This is a genomic window from Flavobacterium sp. N3904, assembly GCF_025947305.1.
Taxonomy (GTDB): domain Bacteria; phylum Bacteroidota; class Bacteroidia; order Flavobacteriales; family Flavobacteriaceae; genus Flavobacterium.
This window is the reverse complement of sequence record NZ_CP110009.1, coordinates 2,549,808-2,566,094: the sequence shown is the minus strand read 5'-3', so window position 1 is coordinate 2,566,094 and position 16,287 is coordinate 2,549,808. Positions and strand designations below refer to the sequence as shown.

Genomic DNA, 16,287 nt, shown 5'->3' with positions numbered 1-16,287 from the left:
AGTCTTCAGTAAAAAACCTGAAACTTTAAACTTTAAACAAAATTTAAAAAAATGAAAAAAATACTAGTCATAGACAATTACGATAGCTTCACTTATAATTTAGTGCATTATCTAGAAGATTTAAATTGCGAAGTTACCGTTTACAGAAACGATGAATTTGATATTGATGAAATAGCGATTTTCGACAAAATTCTGCTTTCACCTGGACCAGGAATACCTGATGAAGCCGGATTATTAAAAGCCGTAATTCAAAAATATGCACCAACCAAAAGTATTTTTGGCGTGTGTTTAGGCCAACAAGCCATAGGAGAAGTTTTTGGCGGAACGCTTTCAAATCTCGATAAAGTATATCATGGTGTAGCCACAATGGTAAAAACAGTGGTAGATGACGAACTATTATTTGAAGGATTGGGTAACGAATTTGAAGTGGGCCGTTACCATTCTTGGGTTGTTGACACTGATTTACCGGATGTTTTGGAAGCTACTTCTTTTGACGAAAACGGTCAGGTAATGTCGTTACGACACAAAACATACGATGTTCGAGGCGTTCAATTTCATCCTGAAAGTGTCTTGACACCCAATGGAAAAAAGATTTTAGAAAACTGGGTAAATAGCTAGTATTCAGTGTTCCGTTATTAGTAATCAGTCAAAAAAATTATGAAAACAGTTAAAATCAATTTTTTAGTTTCTTGCCTTTTTATTTTTTGCTTCCTTTCTTGTAACCAACAAAAGGATCAAAAAATAAAGCCAATAGTTAATACCCAACCCGAAATGGAATTGGATTTATTGGCTTTGCAAGCAAAAAACAAACTGGGAAAAGATACTGTTGTCACTATTGTAAATGACCCTGTTTATCACAAAACAAAGAAATATCATGCCGTAAACGCATTGCTTCTTTTAAAAAATGAAATTGATTTATCAAAAGTTAACATAAAAAACACGCTAATTGTTTTTGAATGTATTGATGGTTATAAACCTGAAATGCCTTTAGAATTATTCCTAAATGCCAAATCATATCTAGCATTCAAAGATGTTGATGCCCCAAAAGGCTCCAATTGGGAAAAGATTATAAAAAACGGAAACGAGATGAATGCAGACCCGTTTTATTTGGTTTACACATCAGTTTCATCTGATAATCAAGAATACAAATGGCCGTATAATGTTATAAAATTTCACTTTGTTTCAAAAAATAAAAACATCGAAGCCTTACAACCAAAAGATGATAAGAAAGCAATGAAAGGCTTTGTATTATTTCAAAAACAATGTATCACGTGCCACGCGATAAACGGAATAGGTGGCGAAATGGGACCCGAGTTAAACTACCCCAAAAGCGTAACTGAGTATTGGAAAGAATCTGAATTGATAGATTATATTGTCAATCCAGCTTCTTTCAGGCACAAAGTAAAAATGCCAACATTGGGAATCACCAAACAACAATCACAGCAAATTGTTGACTATTTAAAATATATGTCTAAAAATAAAATATAACTCAAAAATGAATATTACAATTTCTGAGACAACAGAGTTGAAAATTGAAGATATTTTAAATCTTTATAAAGCAAACGAATGGAGTTCAGCTGAAAAACCAACTCAATTATACAATGGTTTATTGAATTCTGAAACATTGATAACTGCTTGGGAAGACAAAAAATTAGTCGGACTTGGAAATGCCATTTCCGACGGTCATTTAACGGTATACTATCCTCATTTATTGGTTCTTCCAGAATATCAAGGAAGAGGAATTGGAAAAATGATTGTTGATAAAATGCAAGAGAAATACAATCACTTCCACATGCAAATCCTTACTGCCGATGGGAAAGCCGTCGATTTTTATAAAAAAAATGGTTTTGAACGTGCCGGAAATACAGAGCCAATGTGGATTTATCAAGGAAATGAACATTGAAAAAAGTAGGCAGTTTTCAGTATTTAATTGGCAGTGTTTGTTTATAAATAAAAAAATTAGAATCTTAGCCACTTAGCATCTTTATAAAAAAATGAAAAACATATTAAATAGATTAATAAATCACGAAATTCTTTCGAAAGAGGAAGCCAAAAACGTATTGGTTAATATTTCCAGTGGGAGTTACAATCCAAGTCAGATTTCGGCTTTTTTGACCGTATATATGATGCGAAGCATTAGCATCGAAGAGCTAGCTGGATTTAGAGAAGCGCTCCTAGAATTGTGTATTCGAGTAGATTTATCCGATTACAATACCATCGATTTGTGCGGTACTGGAGGGGATGGAAAAGATACTTTCAACATTTCGACTTTAGCTTCATTTGTTGCTGCGGGTGCCGGGATAAAAGTAGCCAAACACGGGAATTACGGTGTCTCCTCAATTTCTGGTTCTAGTAACGTAATGGAAAAATTGGGCGTAAAATTCAGCAACGACAATGATTTTCTGGAAAAATGCATCGACAAAGCTGGAATTGCCATTTTACACGCTCCTTTGTTTCACCCTGCTATGAAAAATGTGGGTCCAATTCGAAAAGAATTGGGTGTCAAAACCTTTTTCAACATGCTCGGTCCTATGGTAAATCCATCGTTCCCACAAAACCAATTGGTAGGTGTATTCAATCTCGAATTGGCTAGAATGTATAGTTATTTGTACCAAAATACTCCCGTCAATTTCACCATTTTACATTCACTAGATGGTTATGATGAAGTGTCTTTGACTGGCCCTACAAAAATGATAACCAGCACCAAAGAAGGAATATTGAATCCTGCTGATTTTGGTGTTCGCCTTTTGGAACAAAACGAAATCGAAGGTGGAAAAACCATCGAAGAATCGGCAGAAATGTTTATGAATATTATTTCTGGAAAAGGAAACGAAGCCCAAAACAACGTGGTTTGTGCCAATGCAGGAATTGCAATTTCAACCGTTACAAAATGCTCTACTCTAGAAGGATTTCAAATAGCCAAAGAAAGTTTACTATCAGGAAAAGGTTTTCTAGCTTTGAAAAAATTACAAGAACTAAGTAAATAAAAATAGTTTAAAGTTTAAGGTTTAAAGTTGTTGAAATGTTGTGCAACTTTAAACCTTAAACAAAAAAAACTTTAAATAAAAAATTAATGAATATTTTAGATAAAATCATATTTGACAAAAAAAGAGAAGTTGTTATCAAAAAATCCATCATTTCAGTTTCACAATTGGAGACTTCTGTTTTATTTGGTAAAAAAACTATTTCTTTAAGTCAAAATTTAAGAAACAGCAACTCTGGAATTATTGCAGAGCACAAACGCCGTTCGCCTTCCAAAGCTGAAATTAATTATAGTTTCACCGTGGAAGAAGTTGTAAAAGGATACGAAAGTGCCGGTGCTTGTGGGATTTCGGTTTTGACGGATGGAAAGTATTTTGGCGGTTCTCTAGATGATTTGCTTTTGGCAAGAGCCTCAGTAAACATTCCGCTTTTGCGAAAAGAATTTATAGTAGATGAATACCAAATCTTGGAAGCCAAAGCCCACGGTGCCGATTTGATTTTGCTTATCGCAGCAGTTTTGACTAGAGAAGAAATCAAATCATTATCTGAATTTGCAAAAAGTTTAGGATTAGAAGTATTATTGGAAGTTCATAACTTAGAAGAATTGGAAAAATCAATTATGCCAACGCTAGACATGATTGGCGTGAACAACAGAAATCTAAAAACATTCGAAGTAAGTTTGGATTTCAGCAAAGAATTGGCTTCAAAAATTCCAGATGATTTCGTAAAAATTTCCGAAAGCGGTATCAGTTCGATTGAAGCCATTAATGAACTGAAACCATACGGTTACAAAGGATTTCTAATTGGAGAAAACTTTATGAAAACCGACAATGCAGGAAAAGCGGCAAAAGAATTTATCGAGCAATTGAAATAAGAAACAAATTATCACGAATTGAATAAAAAAGCATTGCGAACTTTGCTATTCCTTAGCGAGCCTTGCGGTTTAACTTAAAAAAAATGGAACTCAAAATCTGTGGCATGAAATATCCCGACAATATACTCGAAGTAGGTTCGCTCCTACCCGATTATATGGGATTCATATTTTGGCCAAAATCGGCTCGCTATTTTGACGGAAATATGCCAGATTTACCAAAATCAATTAAAAAAGTTGGGGTTTTTGTCAATGAAAATATCTCTGTAATTGAAGAAAAAATAGCCAAATACGATTTACAAGCCATTCAATTGCACGGTAAGGAATCGGTAGAATTTTGTACGGAATTAAAAACTAAATTTGATACAACAATAGAAATCATCAAAGTGTTTTCGGCTGACGAAAATTTTGATTTCAGCGTTTTGAAACCATACGAATCCGTTTGTGATTATTTCCTTTTTGACACCAAAGGAAAATTACCTGGCGGAAATGGTACTACTTTCGACTGGAAAATATTAGAAAAGTACCCCTCTACAAAACCATTCTTCCTTAGTGGTGGAATCGGAATTGAGGAAGTAGATAGCGTAAAAGAAATTTCGAAAACCAATTTGCCGCTTTATGCTATCGATATAAATAGTAAATTTGAAATAGAACCAGGGTTAAAAGATATTAAAAGATTGAAGGATTTAAAAATTGAAATAATCGATGCATTTAAAATTTAAATTCATCATTTAAAATAAAAAAAATGAGTTACAACGTCAACGAAAAAGGGTATTACGGAGAATTTGGAGGTGCTTACATTCCCGAAATGTTATATCCAAATGTAGAAGAATTACGTCAGAATTATTTAAAAATCACAGCAGATCCTGAGTTCCAAGCGGAGTTTGATGCCCTTTTAAAGGATTATGTAGGTCGCCCTACTCCATTGTATTTTGCAGAACGTTTATCGGCACAATACAACACCAAAATTTACCTCAAGAGAGAAGATTTGTGTCATACTGGCGCGCATAAAGTCAACAATACCATAGGTCAAATTTTACTAGCCAAACGATTGGGTAAAAAACGTATCATTGCCGAAACGGGTGCAGGTCAACACGGCGTAGCTACAGCTACTGTTTGTGCCTTGATGGGATTGGAATGCATCGTGTATATGGGTGAAATCGACATCAAGCGTCAAGCACCCAATGTGGCGCGAATGAAAATGCTCGGTGCCGAAGTTCGTCCAGCTCTTTCGGGGTCAAAAACCCTAAAAGATGCCACCAACGAAGCCATTCGCGATTGGATTAACAATCCAGTCGACACCTATTACATCATCGGATCAGTCGTGGGACCACATCCATATCCCGATATGGTGGCACGTTTCCAGTCGGTTATTTCAAAAGAAATAAAAGAACAATTACTGGAAAAAGAAGGCCGTGAAATCCCCGATTATGTAGTTGCTTGTGTGGGTGGTGGAAGCAATGCTGCTGGAGCCTATTATCATTTTCTAGACAATCCAGATGTAAATATTATTGCCGTTGAAGCTGCTGGCTTAGGCGTTGATTCAGGCGAAAGTGCCGCAACTTCGGCTTTGGGTAAAATCGGAATCATTCACGGAAGTAAAACCCTTTTGATGCAAACCACTGACGGTCAAATTACCGAACCGTATTCCATTTCTGCGGGACTTGATTATCCGGGGGTTGGCCCAATGCATGCACATTTGTTTGCTTCCGGAAGAGCACAATTCATCTCCATTACCGATGAACAGGCTATGGATTGGGGATTGCAGCTCTCTAAAATGGAGGGTATAATTCCAGCTATCGAAAGTGCCCATGCCTTTGCTGTTCTCGACGAAATGAAGTTCAAAAAAGACGACATTGTGGTGATCAACCTTTCTGGAAGAGGCGACAAAGATTTGAACACCTATATAGACTATTTTAAATTGTAGCATCATAATTTTGGCGTTACCCTCCCAAAAAAGGTCGGGTCGGGCTGTACGCTATATCTTTTTTATCTCTAAAAAGAGACAAAAAAAGATGCCGCTTCCATCCCTAACGCACACTAAGTATACAATTAAAATTCAGGTACAATTAACATTTCCAAAATATAGAATTTATGCAAAAATTATTCGCTTACGGAACTTTACAAGATAAAGATGTTCAAGAAGACCTTTTTGGGCGTATTCTTCAAGGAACTCCAGAAACATTAATTGGTTATGAACTAAATGAAATTCAGATCGAAGAAGAATTCGGAATAGTGCATTATCCAATCATTATGGAAACCGAAAATTCAGATGATACTATAGACGGAATAGTGTATGAAGTAACTGTAAATGAACTTCGTCAAGCCGATTTATACGAGGGCAAGCATTACAAACGCGTGGAAGTGCAATTGCAATCGAATCAAAAAGCTTGGGCTTATAGTGCTGCGATCTAAAAGACGATTTAAGATATTTGATATACGATATTTTGAAATGTTATTGAAAAAATCACTCATAAATTAAGCAATCCGTCTATCAAACATTTAAAATCATAATTAATAAATTGTATATCTGAAAATGAAAGAAATAATGCTAAAGAGAACAAAGAAATTTGCAATTGATTGCTGGATTCTTTGTTCTAAGTTACCAAAATCAAGAGAATATAATGCTTATGTAAATCAACTCATTAGATGTTCCAGTTCTTTTGGTGCAAATTATAGAGCTTCACAAAGAGCAAAATCAGCAGCAGACTTCATTAATAAATTAAAAATAGTTGAAGAAGAAGCCGATGAAAGTCATTTCTTTCTTGAAATTCTTTTTGACATTACTGCTCTAGAAAAAACAGATACAGAATTTCAACCAGAAATAGAATTACTAAAAAAAGAAGCTAATGAAATTGTAGCAATAATAGTTTCATCATTAAAAACAGCACGAATTAATAGTGCCAAATAAAAATCAATGTTAGATATTTGATTAACCATTTCAAAAATCGCAAATCAAACATCGTACATCCAACATCGTAAATTGTAAATTAAAATGATTTTAGCAGCAGCTCAAACCCAACCCAAACGCGGAGATATTGATTCCAATCTTTTGGATCATTATCGCCTTATCGAATTGGCTGCAAAAAACGGGGCGCAACTACTTGTGTTTCCGGAGTTATCCATTACTGGTTATGAAAGAGAAGATGCCACACGATTGGCTTTTACCAAAAATGATTCACGATTGGATTTTTTAAAAAAATTAGCTTTCAAAAATAAAATTACCATCATCGCAGGAGCACCGATACAAATAGAATCGGACTTGTTTTTGGGCGAATTTTGTATTTCTCCTAATGACACAATTTCTATATATACCAAACAATTTCTTCATACTGGAGAAGAATTATATTATCAACCTTCCTTTGATTACAATCCAATACTCGAAATAGAAAACGAGCGCATTTCCTGTGCCATTTGCGCCGATATCGATCATCCAAAGCATGCTGAAAATGCCAGCAAAAACAATAGTTCGATCTATATTGCCAGTATTTTCTTTTCGCCAAACGGGATTCCAAAAGCACATGAATCGTTACAGAATTATGCTTCACAATACCAAATGAATGTGCTGATGGCTAATTTTGGAGGAGACTCTTACGGAAGTCCATCAGGCGGCCGTTCTGCATTTTGGAACAACAAAGGAGAATTGATTGCCCAAATGGAAGATTCGGGTTCTGGACTACTGCTTGTAGAAAAGAAAAATTCTGATTGGAGTAGTAAAATACTAAACGATTAAATAAAAATATAAAAACGCAACTATAGGATTCAAAATCCAAAGACAAAATACTTTAAAAATGAACCGAATAAATCAAAAATTACAAGAAGACAAAAAAATACTTTCCATCTATTTTTCGGCTGGATATCCCAATTTGAATGACACTGTACAAATCATTCAGGATTTAGAAAAAAATGGTGTCGATATGATCGAAATTGGATTGCCGTTTAGCGACCCATTAGCGGATGGGCCAACCATTCAAGCGAGTTCAACCCAAGCTTTACATAATGGAATGACCTCACAAATTTTGTTTGACCAATTGAAAGACATTCGCCAAAGCGTCACAATTCCGCTAGTCATTATGGGTTATTTCAATCCGATGCTACAATATGGAGTCGAGAATTTCTGTAAAAAATGTGCCGAAATAGGAATTGACGGTTTAATTATTCCCGATCTTCCGGTAGATGTATATGCCGAACAATACAAAGCCACTTTCGAGAAATATGGATTAATCAATGTATTCTTGATTACGCCACAAACTTCAGACGAACGCATTCGTTTTATTGACAGCGTTTCAGGTGGCTTTATATATATGGTAAGTTCTGCGAGTGTAACAGGATCTCAATCCGGTTTTGGTAGTACCCAAGAAGACTATTTCAAACGTATAGCCGACATGAATCTGAAAAACCCTCAAGTGATTGGATTTGGAATCAATAATGCCGAGACCTTCAATCAAGCGACACAATATGCCAAAGGAGCGATTATTGGAAGTGCATTTATCACGCATTTGACGGAAAATGGAACTGGTAAAATTGAGGAATTTGTGAAAGGGATTCGATAGTTAAACTTTAAGCAAAAAAGGAATGATAACTACAACCCGAACAACAGCCGACAACATCAATTTTAAAAATCTTGTCGTTTTGCTCGATGAAGTTTTAAAAATTAAAGATGGCGAAGACCATCATTTTTATGCTCAGTATGACACACTCGATAAAATCAATAATGTCGTAGTTTGCTATCAGGATGACATAGCTATCGGTTGCGGTGCCTTCAAACAATTTGATTCCAATACAGTTGAAATCAAAAGAATGTTTGTACTTCCTGATTTTCGAGGAAAAGGAATAGCAAGTTTGATTCTAAAAGAATTGGAGGTCTGGTCAAGTGAACTCAAATATATCAGTTTCGTTCTAGAAACCGGTACAAACAATCCCGAAGCCATAGCATTATACATCAAATCGGGTTATGAAATAATACCAAATTATGGTCAATATGAAAATGTTGCAACCAGTGTTTGCCTGAAAAAATCCATTCGATAAATAATTTAAAATGACTCCAAGAATTGAAATTATATCCGAAAAGAAATTAATTGGCAAACGAATTCAAACATCACTTGCCAACAACAAAACCGCAGATTTGTGGAAAAGTTTTATGCCAAGACGCAGCGAAATTAAAAACACCAAAAGTTCAGATTTCTTCGCTGTGCAAGTCTATGAAGCAACCTATTTTGAAACTTTCAATCCCAATACAATTTTTGAAAAATTGGCTACTCTTGAAGTGAGTAAGTTTGACAATTTACCAACAGAGATGGAATCTTTCACTTTATCGGGTGGGCTTTATGCCGTTTTTGAACATAAAGGGCACAGCATTGAAATTTTTGACTATATTTTCAGAAATTGGATTCCCAACTCTAAATACGATTTAGACCATAGACCCCATTTTGAAATATTGGGAGCAAAATATAAAAAAGACGATCCCAATTCGGAAGAAGAAATCTGGATTCCAATTAAAGAGAAATTATAACGATGTTTAAAATAAACAGTTGACTGTTTTGTTGAAGCATTTTTAAAAATTTTTAAAAAAAACATCTCCTTATAAATTCAAAACCCTAGTAATCAAAGCCTAAATGCAATTTTAACCCTATTTATTGATTTTTACAATTGTTAAAAAATCGTTAAAATAAACTTAAACAATCGTTTAAATTAAACAGTTGTTTAATTTTGTTTCGAATTAAAATATGCAGCATTGAAAACGGACTTTAACGAAAAACAAATCCAAATTCTAGAAGTGGCCGAAAGGCTTTTTGCCGAAAAAGGATTTGACGGAACTTCGATACGAGACATTGCCAAGGAAGCCAAAATAAATATTGCGATGGTTTCCTATTATTTTGGATCTAAAGAACAATTATTGGAATCCATTATTTTAAACCGTATTTCAGATATTAAGTTACAGCTTGACATTTTGACTTTGGAAAAATTAGATCCACTCCAAAAAATACACAAGCTTATAGAACTTTATATCGATAAAATTAACAGCAATAGATGCATCTACAAAATTATGCATTTTGAATTTTCCTCCAGTCAAAGGGTAATTAACCTTCAAGCTTTTACAGATTTAAAGAAAGGAAATCTAAAATCTATAGAATCCATTATTCAAGATGGACAGGAGAAAGGAATTTTCAGGAAAGACATTGTAGTTCCGCTTCTTACGACAACTATTCTCGGCACCTATTTCCATTTTCATTTGAATAGACCTTTTTACGAAAATCTCTTGCACTTGAACACCGAAGAAGAATACAACACCTATATAAAAACAACTCTGACAATGCACATTCAACAAACCATTAAAGCCCTCTTGACATATGAAAGTTAGTTATTTAATACTCTTTGGAGGGTTCTTTATTGGAATTTCATCCATCAATGCCCAAGACAAAACCAATTTAAAGCTGGAAGAGGCTATACAATTGGCTTGGACAAAAAGTAATGAAATTTCACTGGCCAACACCAAAGTGGAAACCAAGAAACAAGAATTGCAATCGGCTAAGAACAATCAATATCCCGATTTTAAAATCACAGGACAATACCTGCGTTTAACAAAAGCAACAGTTGATTTAAAAATCAATGCAGGGTCAGCAGTTCTTCCGGTACCAGACCAATTACTTATTGGCCAAGCCAGTCTGAAAGTACCTGTATTTGCAGGAATGAAAATTCAGAATGGTATAAAACTACAGGATAATTTGTTCCAGGCAGAAAATGCAATGGCATCTCAAACCAAAGAAGATGTGACCATGAGAGTCATAGACTACTACGCCAATTTGTACAAAGCACAAAGAACTATTGAATTATTAAAGGAAAATCAAAAAAGTGCTGAACAACGTGTAACTGACTTCATTGCTTTGGAAAAAAACGGAATCATACCCAGAAATGATTTATTGAAGTCACAACTTCAGGTTTCCCAAATTCAGCTGACGCTTGATGAAGCTTTAAATAATGAAAAGATAATCAATTTCTACCTAGTCACTCTATTGAAATTACCGACAGAAACAAAACTAGTGGTAAATGAAAGTGATTTGATTAACTTTCCTAAAAATGCTATTCCTACAGACGAACAGCCTGCGTTTCAAAACCGTAAAGATTTGGCAGCAGTGCAGTATCAGGAAAAAGCGACACAAAACAATATCAAAATGGCCAAAGGCGACTACTACCCCAACATTGCTTTGGTAGGAGGATATGCCGCTTTGAACCTAAACAATATTATCACATTAGAAAACGCCATGTTTTTTGGTGTAGGTCTATCCTATGATATCAGCGGTATTCTAAAAAATGGTACTCAGGTAAAAATTGCCGAAAGTAAAGCGCTTGAAGTACAAAATTCTGAAGAATTGTTAAAAGATAATATTAGAATCCAAGTGCAACAGGCAATTACCAATTATGATTTGGCAGTAAAACAAAATATTGTTTACAACCAGGCTGTCGAACAAGCTACTGAAAATTACCGAATTGTAAAAGACAAATACGATAATGGACTTTCGGATACCAATGATTTACTCGAAGCAGATGTTGAGCAACTGAAATCAAAAATAAGCGAAACCATTGCCAAAGTAGATGTTATTCAAAAATACTACGAGTTACTTTCAGTTACTGGCCAACTATCACAAACCTTCAACCTTTCAAAAATATAACCACTACCAATATCATGGAAAAGAAAAAAACAAACGCAAAATTCATTATAATCCTATTGGTTTTAATCCTAGCAGGAGGAACTTACGGAATTTCAAAATACATCCATTCACTAGGGCATGAAGAAACGGATGATGCCCAGATAGAAAAAAACATGAACCCAATTATCCCAAGAGTTTCGGGATATATTAGCAAAGTATATGTAAAAGACAATCAATTTGTGAAAAAAGGAGATACTCTATTTACCATTGATAAAGGAGATTATCAATTAAAAATAGAAGAAGCAAATGCTGCTTATATAGCTGCAGAAAGCGGATTTGAAGTAGCCAAAGAAGATATTGGAAGTGCACTGGCAAGCATTGCTGTTTCGGATGCCAATGTACAATCGGCTGGAGGGAATATTGAAACTGCAAAAATTAGATTGGGAAGAGCAAACAGTGATTATGCCCGTTATGAAAATTTATATAAAAATCATTCGATTACCAAACAACAATACGAACAAGCATTAGCAGCCAAACAAGAAGCCGAAAGCCAAGTGCGTATTTTACAACAACAAGAAAAAGCAAGTGCTTTTCAAAAAACAGTGATTGAAGCAAAATCAAGAGTTTCTAATAAACAAACAGAAGTTGCTGCTGCCAATATCAAAAAAGCAAAAGCAATACTTGATGTTGCCAAACTTAATTTGACTTATACTGTTGTAACTGCAGCAATCGACGGACAGATTTCAAAAATAGACATTCAACCTGGACAATTGGTACAACAAGGACAATCTTTGTTTTACATCATCAACAATAGTGAAGCTTGGGTTGTGGCAAATTTTAAAGAAACACAATTAAACAAAATGGTGATTGGCCAAAAAGTAACCGTAAAAGTAGATGCCTATCCTGACTATGATTTTGAAGGAACACTTACTTCATTTTCACCGGCAACAGGTTCTCGTTTTTCATTGCTTCCACCAGATAATGCAACCGGAAATTTTGTAAAAACCATTCAACGATTACCAGTAAAAATTAGTTTGAATCCCAATAATGATCCTAAAAAAATAGAATTGCTTCGTCCTGGTATGAACGCAGATGTAGATGTTCATTTGAAATAATAAGTTTTGCAAAAAAACTTATTTAAAGGAATTTAAACCATTATATATTAAAAATCCAAAATGGTACAAAACCAAGAAGACGATTTAGTAGAATACGGCTTTAACAGGGTCATCATCACGATAACCTGTATAATGTGTGCTTTGCTCGAAATTGTAGACACTACGATTGTAAACGTAGCTTTAAATAATATGAGAGGTAGTCTTGGTGCTACCCTAACCGATATTGCCTGGGTAATTACCGCGTATGCTATTGCAAACGTAATTGTAATCCCGATGACGAGTTGGTTGTCACAGCAATTTGGGCGCCGTAATTACTTTGCAACTTCCATCGTGATTTTTACAGTGGCTTCTTTTTTGTGCGGAAATGCCACAAATATTTGGGAACTCGTTGCCTTTCGATTCATACAGGGCTTGGGAGGAGGAGCTTTATTGGTAACTGCGCAAACCATCATTACTGAAAGTTATCCTGTCGCCAAAAGAGGAATGGCACAGGCGATATACGGAATGGGAGTTATCGTTGGCCCAACACTGGGACCGCCATTGGGAGGTTATATTGTGGATCATTTTTCATGGCCTTTCATTTTTTACATCAACATTCCAATTGGTATTATTGCCACTTTACTAACTATTGGTTATGTGAAAAGCCCAAAATATGGAGACAAACTAAAAGCCAACCAAGTCGATTGGTGGGGAATTGGACTCTTGGCCACTTTCATTGGTTCTCTGCAATTTGTCTTGGAGCATGGTCAACAAGACGACTGGTTCAATGACAGCATGATTGTAACCTTAAGCGTCGTTTCGGTCTTTGGTTTAGTGCTGTTTATATGGCGCGAACTCACTTATAAGCATCCAATTGTAAATCTGAAAGTATTAAAAGACAGTAACCTTAGAATCGGAACCATTATGTCTTTCATTATGGGATTCGGATTGTATGGATCAACATTTATTATTCCAGTATACACCCAATCAATATTAGGATGGACAGCTACCGATGCAGGTTTATTGTTAATTCCAAGTTCGATAACAACAGGTATTATGATGCCATTTATCGGTAAAATGATTCAGCGTGGTGTACCTCAAGCCTATATGGTTGCAGTAGGATTCCTAGTGTTTTTCCTTTTTACCTTTTTGATGCGTGGAGTAATGACACCAGACACTGGCGTTGAGCACATGTTTTGGCCATTAATTCTCAGAGGTATTGGTTTGGGATTATTGTTTGTGCCTATTACCACTTTATCATTGTCCACCCTCAAAGGGAAACATATTGGCGAAGGTGCGGCCTTTACAGGTATGATGAGACAATTGGGAGGTTCTTTTGGTATTGCGATTATTACCACTTACCTCACCAGGCTCAATCAGGAACATCGCGTAAATTTAATATCCTATCTTGACCAGTCATCTTATAAAGTGCAGCAAACAGTCCATCAGCTGCAAATGGGGTTTATGTCCAAAGGATATACTGCCAATGAAGCGTTATCAAAAGCCTACAAAGTGCTTGAACTAAAAGTAATGGCACAAAGTTCTGTACTGTCATTTATGGATATTTTTATGTATCTCGGGATTTTATTCCTGCTGTGTATTCCTTTTATTCTTTTAATCAAAAAAGGAAAAAACAAAGTAAATCCGGCTGAGGCGATGCATTAAGATTTTTAGATTACAGAAGGCAGAATTCAGAATTGAGTTAGCTAATAATAAGGAGCAGAAAGATTAGGCATTTTTAACTAGCATTGTCCCGCTATCCGTTGCAATCTTGTAAGCCGAACCCCGGCTCACAAGGATTTCCACTACTATCAGGGCTAAAGAGAGAGATTTTGCTTTTTGCCGGGACTTAAATAACAACAAATATAAGCTCCGAATTTCACTAATCAATAGTGAGATTCGGAGCTTTTTTCATTTCTACTATCTGAAATCTGTTATCTGAATTCTCGTAAAAACCCATCCGAAACAAGCAAAAACCTGCCCGAAGACTGTAATTCGCAGTCCGAAGATTGCATCAAGCTTTCAGAAGGTCACATCAGGGAGTCCGAAGCTCGTATCAAGCACTCCGAAGACCGCATCAGGGAGTCCGAAGCTCGCATCAGGGCATTTTTTTTTCTTCGGATCCCCTATTTTACTGGGTGGAGCATAAAAACGACTAAAAAAACAAAATTTGCGCTTTGTAAGTTTGTGACTATTATTTTCTATATTTGAAAGGAAGAATAAAACGAAGTAAACCTTCGCCAATCAACCCAAATTTGGGTGTATAAACGCTACTTTGTAGCGAGTATATACAAGTTAGCAGTAATTTTACAAAAAACCATACATCAATACACTTTTAAAAACTAAATCAACTATGGAAATTATTCTCACTGCTTTATCTGCTGGTCTAGTAACTTTAGCATGTAATGTAATTTTCTTTACATGGATAAAAACAAAATGGGAAGAAAATTTAGAAACATATAAAATTGCATATTCTGGTATCTTCAAAGAAAAAATTGAAATTCATCGAGAATTATTGAAAAGAATATATAACTTTAAATTCAAGCTTGAACAATATGGTATGATTGGAAACGAAGAAATGGCAAAGGATTTATTTCAAGAATCGAACGATTTTATAAACTTTTACTTAATTAACCAACCATTTATCAAACCATCTATTTTGAAAATGATTGAAGACTTAAACAAAGAGTATCAAGAATGTTTTGAAGCTTTTCATACATATTCCGTTTATAGAACGCCTGGTGTTGATACAAAATTACTTTCTGAAGCGGCACATAAAGCTGTAGAAGTTTCAAATCGTTTGAGAGGAGCAGATTTTAAAGCAATCGAAAATGAAATAATTCAAGCAATGAGAAAAGATTTAAAATATAGTGATTCCTGATATTGAATAAAAAACTACTGCTAACAGCCGTTTGGCAAGATTGGGGTTTTAGGCTGAATTTAAAGATGGTTTTGTATTTGGAAAATTTGTGTTTAACCGAAAAATCTCGCCTCTTTATTCCCCAACCTCGCCAAGCGCCAGAACGTTGGCCTTCATTGTACCTAAAATTACGACAGACAAGAAACTTACAGAATTTAATGATAGAGAAGAAAAATATTTTAGCAATTATCGGAAGTGCCAGCGAAAATTCTGCAAACCTTAAACTTGTTGAACAAATCGCAGTTTTGGCAACAAATGATTTTAACTTGACAATTTACAACGACCTAAAATTACTACCTCATTTTGACCCAGAACTTTCAGCCGACAAACCACCAAGGCAAATAATTGAATTTAGAAAAAATATTGAACAAGCTGACGGAATAATTATTTGTACACCAGAATATATTTTTAGCATTCCAAGTGGACTAAAAAACGCAATCGAATGGTGTATTGCAACAACAATCTTTTCGGACAAACCAACTGGACTGATAACAGCTTCCGCAAGTGGGCAAAAAGGGCACGAAGAATTGCAACTAATAATGAAAACAGCAATGGCAAAATTTACGGACGAAACAAGTTTGCTAATTCAAGGAATAAAAGGAAAATTTAACGAACAAGGAAATTTAATCGACAACAAAACTAAAAGAGAATTAGACCAATTTATTGACGCATTAATGAAATTAATAAACGATAAGTAGACAAAAAAACAACGACCCAATAGCGCGGATTTGTAATCCGTGCCCACAAAGCACATCGACAAACTCAAATCTG

At 35.2% G+C, this 16,287-nt stretch carries 19 protein-coding genes; all 19 read left to right on the top strand.

Features of this window, described 5'->3' with window-relative positions; genetic code table 11:
• The first annotated feature begins 51 nt into the window (after positions 1–51).
• The 19 genes from OLM57_RS10910 to OLM57_RS10820 all read left to right on the top strand — a co-directional run bounded on the left by OLM57_RS10910 (position 52) and on the right by OLM57_RS10820 (position 16,214).
• Positions 52–618: an anthranilate synthase component II gene (locus OLM57_RS10910; RefSeq protein ID WP_264563726.1), complete on the top strand. Its 567-nt coding sequence runs from the start codon at positions 52–54 to the stop codon at positions 616–618.
• A 39-nt stretch (positions 619–657) separates the two neighbouring features.
• On the top strand, positions 658–1,488 hold the full coding sequence (locus OLM57_RS10905; RefSeq protein WP_264563725.1) for a c-type cytochrome: 831 nt from the start codon (positions 658–660) through the stop codon (positions 1,486–1,488).
• Between the two features lie 7 nt (positions 1,489–1,495).
• Positions 1,496–1,903 carry a GNAT family N-acetyltransferase gene (locus OLM57_RS10900; RefSeq protein ID WP_264563724.1) on the top strand — a complete coding sequence of 136 codons (408 nt, stop codon included), beginning with the start codon at positions 1,496–1,498 and terminating at the stop codon, positions 1,901–1,903.
• Between the two features lie 91 nt (positions 1,904–1,994).
• Positions 1,995–2,987 carry an anthranilate phosphoribosyltransferase gene (gene trpD, locus OLM57_RS10895; protein ID WP_264563723.1) on the top strand — a complete coding sequence of 331 codons (993 nt, stop codon included), beginning with the start codon at positions 1,995–1,997 and terminating at the stop codon, positions 2,985–2,987.
• A gap of 86 nt (positions 2,988–3,073) precedes the next feature.
• On the top strand, positions 3,074–3,856 hold the full coding sequence (gene trpC, locus OLM57_RS10890) for an indole-3-glycerol phosphate synthase TrpC (protein ID WP_264563722.1): 783 nt from the start codon (positions 3,074–3,076) through the stop codon (positions 3,854–3,856).
• 83 nt (positions 3,857–3,939) lie between these two features.
• On the top strand, positions 3,940–4,575 hold the full coding sequence (locus OLM57_RS10885) for a phosphoribosylanthranilate isomerase (protein ID WP_264563721.1): 636 nt from the start codon (positions 3,940–3,942) through the stop codon (positions 4,573–4,575).
• A gap of 23 nt (positions 4,576–4,598) precedes the next feature.
• A complete protein-coding gene (gene trpB / locus OLM57_RS10880; RefSeq protein WP_264563720.1) occupies positions 4,599–5,780 on the top strand; it encodes a tryptophan synthase subunit beta in 1,182 nt (393 codons plus the stop codon).
• 167 nt (positions 5,781–5,947) lie between these two features.
• The gene (locus OLM57_RS10875; RefSeq protein WP_264563719.1) at positions 5,948–6,268 is read left to right on the top strand and encodes a gamma-glutamylcyclotransferase family protein; all 321 of its coding nucleotides are present in this window, start codon (positions 5,948–5,950) and stop codon (positions 6,266–6,268) included.
• 121 nt (positions 6,269–6,389) lie between these two features.
• The gene (locus tag OLM57_RS10870; RefSeq protein ID WP_264563718.1) at positions 6,390–6,764 is read left to right on the top strand and encodes a four helix bundle protein; all 375 of its coding nucleotides are present in this window, start codon (positions 6,390–6,392) and stop codon (positions 6,762–6,764) included.
• An 84-nt stretch (positions 6,765–6,848) separates the two neighbouring features.
• On the top strand, positions 6,849–7,586 hold the full coding sequence (locus OLM57_RS10865; RefSeq protein ID WP_264563717.1) for a carbon-nitrogen hydrolase family protein: 738 nt from the start codon (positions 6,849–6,851) through the stop codon (positions 7,584–7,586).
• Between the two features lie 58 nt (positions 7,587–7,644).
• Positions 7,645–8,406, top strand: coding sequence for a tryptophan synthase subunit alpha (gene trpA / locus OLM57_RS10860; protein ID WP_264563716.1), 762 nt, complete (start codon positions 7,645–7,647; stop codon positions 8,404–8,406).
• Positions 8,407–8,428: 22 nt separating this feature from the next.
• Entirely contained in the window at positions 8,429–8,881 is a 453-nt protein-coding gene (locus tag OLM57_RS10855) for a GNAT family N-acetyltransferase (protein WP_264563715.1), read from the top strand.
• Between the two features lie 10 nt (positions 8,882–8,891).
• Positions 8,892–9,365 (top strand): GyrI-like domain-containing protein, encoded by a 474-nt coding sequence (locus OLM57_RS10850; protein WP_264563714.1) that lies wholly within the window; start codon positions 8,892–8,894, stop codon positions 9,363–9,365.
• Positions 9,366–9,587: 222 nt separating this feature from the next.
• Complete coding sequence (locus OLM57_RS10845) at positions 9,588–10,214, top strand: TetR/AcrR family transcriptional regulator (protein WP_264563713.1); 627 nt, start codon at positions 9,588–9,590, stop codon at positions 10,212–10,214.
• The gene (locus OLM57_RS10840) at positions 10,204–11,523 is read left to right on the top strand and encodes a TolC family protein (RefSeq protein WP_264563712.1); all 1,320 of its coding nucleotides are present in this window, start codon (positions 10,204–10,206) and stop codon (positions 11,521–11,523) included. The genes OLM57_RS10845 and OLM57_RS10840 overlap by 11 nt, the downstream gene beginning before the upstream one ends.
• 14 nt (positions 11,524–11,537) lie before the next feature.
• Positions 11,538–12,617 (top strand): HlyD family secretion protein, encoded by a 1,080-nt coding sequence (locus OLM57_RS10835; protein ID WP_264563711.1) that lies wholly within the window; start codon positions 11,538–11,540, stop codon positions 12,615–12,617.
• Positions 12,618–12,677: 60 nt separating this feature from the next.
• Entirely contained in the window at positions 12,678–14,261 is a 1,584-nt protein-coding gene (locus OLM57_RS10830; protein WP_264563710.1) for an MDR family MFS transporter, read from the top strand.
• A 688-nt stretch (positions 14,262–14,949) separates the two neighbouring features.
• A complete protein-coding gene (locus OLM57_RS10825; RefSeq protein ID WP_264563709.1) occupies positions 14,950–15,477 on the top strand; it encodes a hypothetical protein in 528 nt (175 codons plus the stop codon).
• A 197-nt stretch (positions 15,478–15,674) separates the two neighbouring features.
• Entirely contained in the window at positions 15,675–16,214 is a 540-nt protein-coding gene (locus OLM57_RS10820) for an NADPH-dependent FMN reductase (RefSeq protein ID WP_264563708.1), read from the top strand.
• Positions 16,215–16,287: the final 73 nt, after the last annotated feature.

Coding starts and splice junctions, on each gene's coding strand:
- OLM57_RS10910 (WP_264563726.1), top strand. CDS start 52: ATGAAAAAAATACTAGTCATAGACAATTACGATAGCTTCACTTATAAT.
- OLM57_RS10905 (WP_264563725.1), top strand. CDS start 658: ATGAAAACAGTTAAAATCAATTTTTTAGTTTCTTGCCTTTTTATTTTT.
- OLM57_RS10900 (WP_264563724.1), top strand. CDS start 1,496: ATGAATATTACAATTTCTGAGACAACAGAGTTGAAAATTGAAGATATT.
- trpD (WP_264563723.1), top strand. CDS start 1,995: ATGAAAAACATATTAAATAGATTAATAAATCACGAAATTCTTTCGAAA.
- trpC (WP_264563722.1), top strand. CDS start 3,074: ATGAATATTTTAGATAAAATCATATTTGACAAAAAAAGAGAAGTTGTT.
- OLM57_RS10885 (WP_264563721.1), top strand. CDS start 3,940: ATGGAACTCAAAATCTGTGGCATGAAATATCCCGACAATATACTCGAA.
- trpB (WP_264563720.1), top strand. CDS start 4,599: ATGAGTTACAACGTCAACGAAAAAGGGTATTACGGAGAATTTGGAGGT.
- OLM57_RS10875 (WP_264563719.1), top strand. CDS start 5,948: ATGCAAAAATTATTCGCTTACGGAACTTTACAAGATAAAGATGTTCAA.
- OLM57_RS10870 (WP_264563718.1), top strand. CDS start 6,390: ATGAAAGAAATAATGCTAAAGAGAACAAAGAAATTTGCAATTGATTGC.
- OLM57_RS10865 (WP_264563717.1), top strand. CDS start 6,849: ATGATTTTAGCAGCAGCTCAAACCCAACCCAAACGCGGAGATATTGAT.
- trpA (WP_264563716.1), top strand. CDS start 7,645: ATGAACCGAATAAATCAAAAATTACAAGAAGACAAAAAAATACTTTCC.
- OLM57_RS10855 (WP_264563715.1), top strand. CDS start 8,429: ATGATAACTACAACCCGAACAACAGCCGACAACATCAATTTTAAAAAT.
- OLM57_RS10850 (WP_264563714.1), top strand. CDS start 8,892: ATGACTCCAAGAATTGAAATTATATCCGAAAAGAAATTAATTGGCAAA.
- OLM57_RS10840 (WP_264563712.1), top strand. CDS start 10,204: ATGAAAGTTAGTTATTTAATACTCTTTGGAGGGTTCTTTATTGGAATT.
- OLM57_RS10835 (WP_264563711.1), top strand. CDS start 11,538: ATGGAAAAGAAAAAAACAAACGCAAAATTCATTATAATCCTATTGGTT.
- OLM57_RS10830 (WP_264563710.1), top strand. CDS start 12,678: ATGGTACAAAACCAAGAAGACGATTTAGTAGAATACGGCTTTAACAGG.
- OLM57_RS10825 (WP_264563709.1), top strand. CDS start 14,950: ATGGAAATTATTCTCACTGCTTTATCTGCTGGTCTAGTAACTTTAGCA.
- OLM57_RS10820 (WP_264563708.1), top strand. CDS start 15,675: ATGATAGAGAAGAAAAATATTTTAGCAATTATCGGAAGTGCCAGCGAA.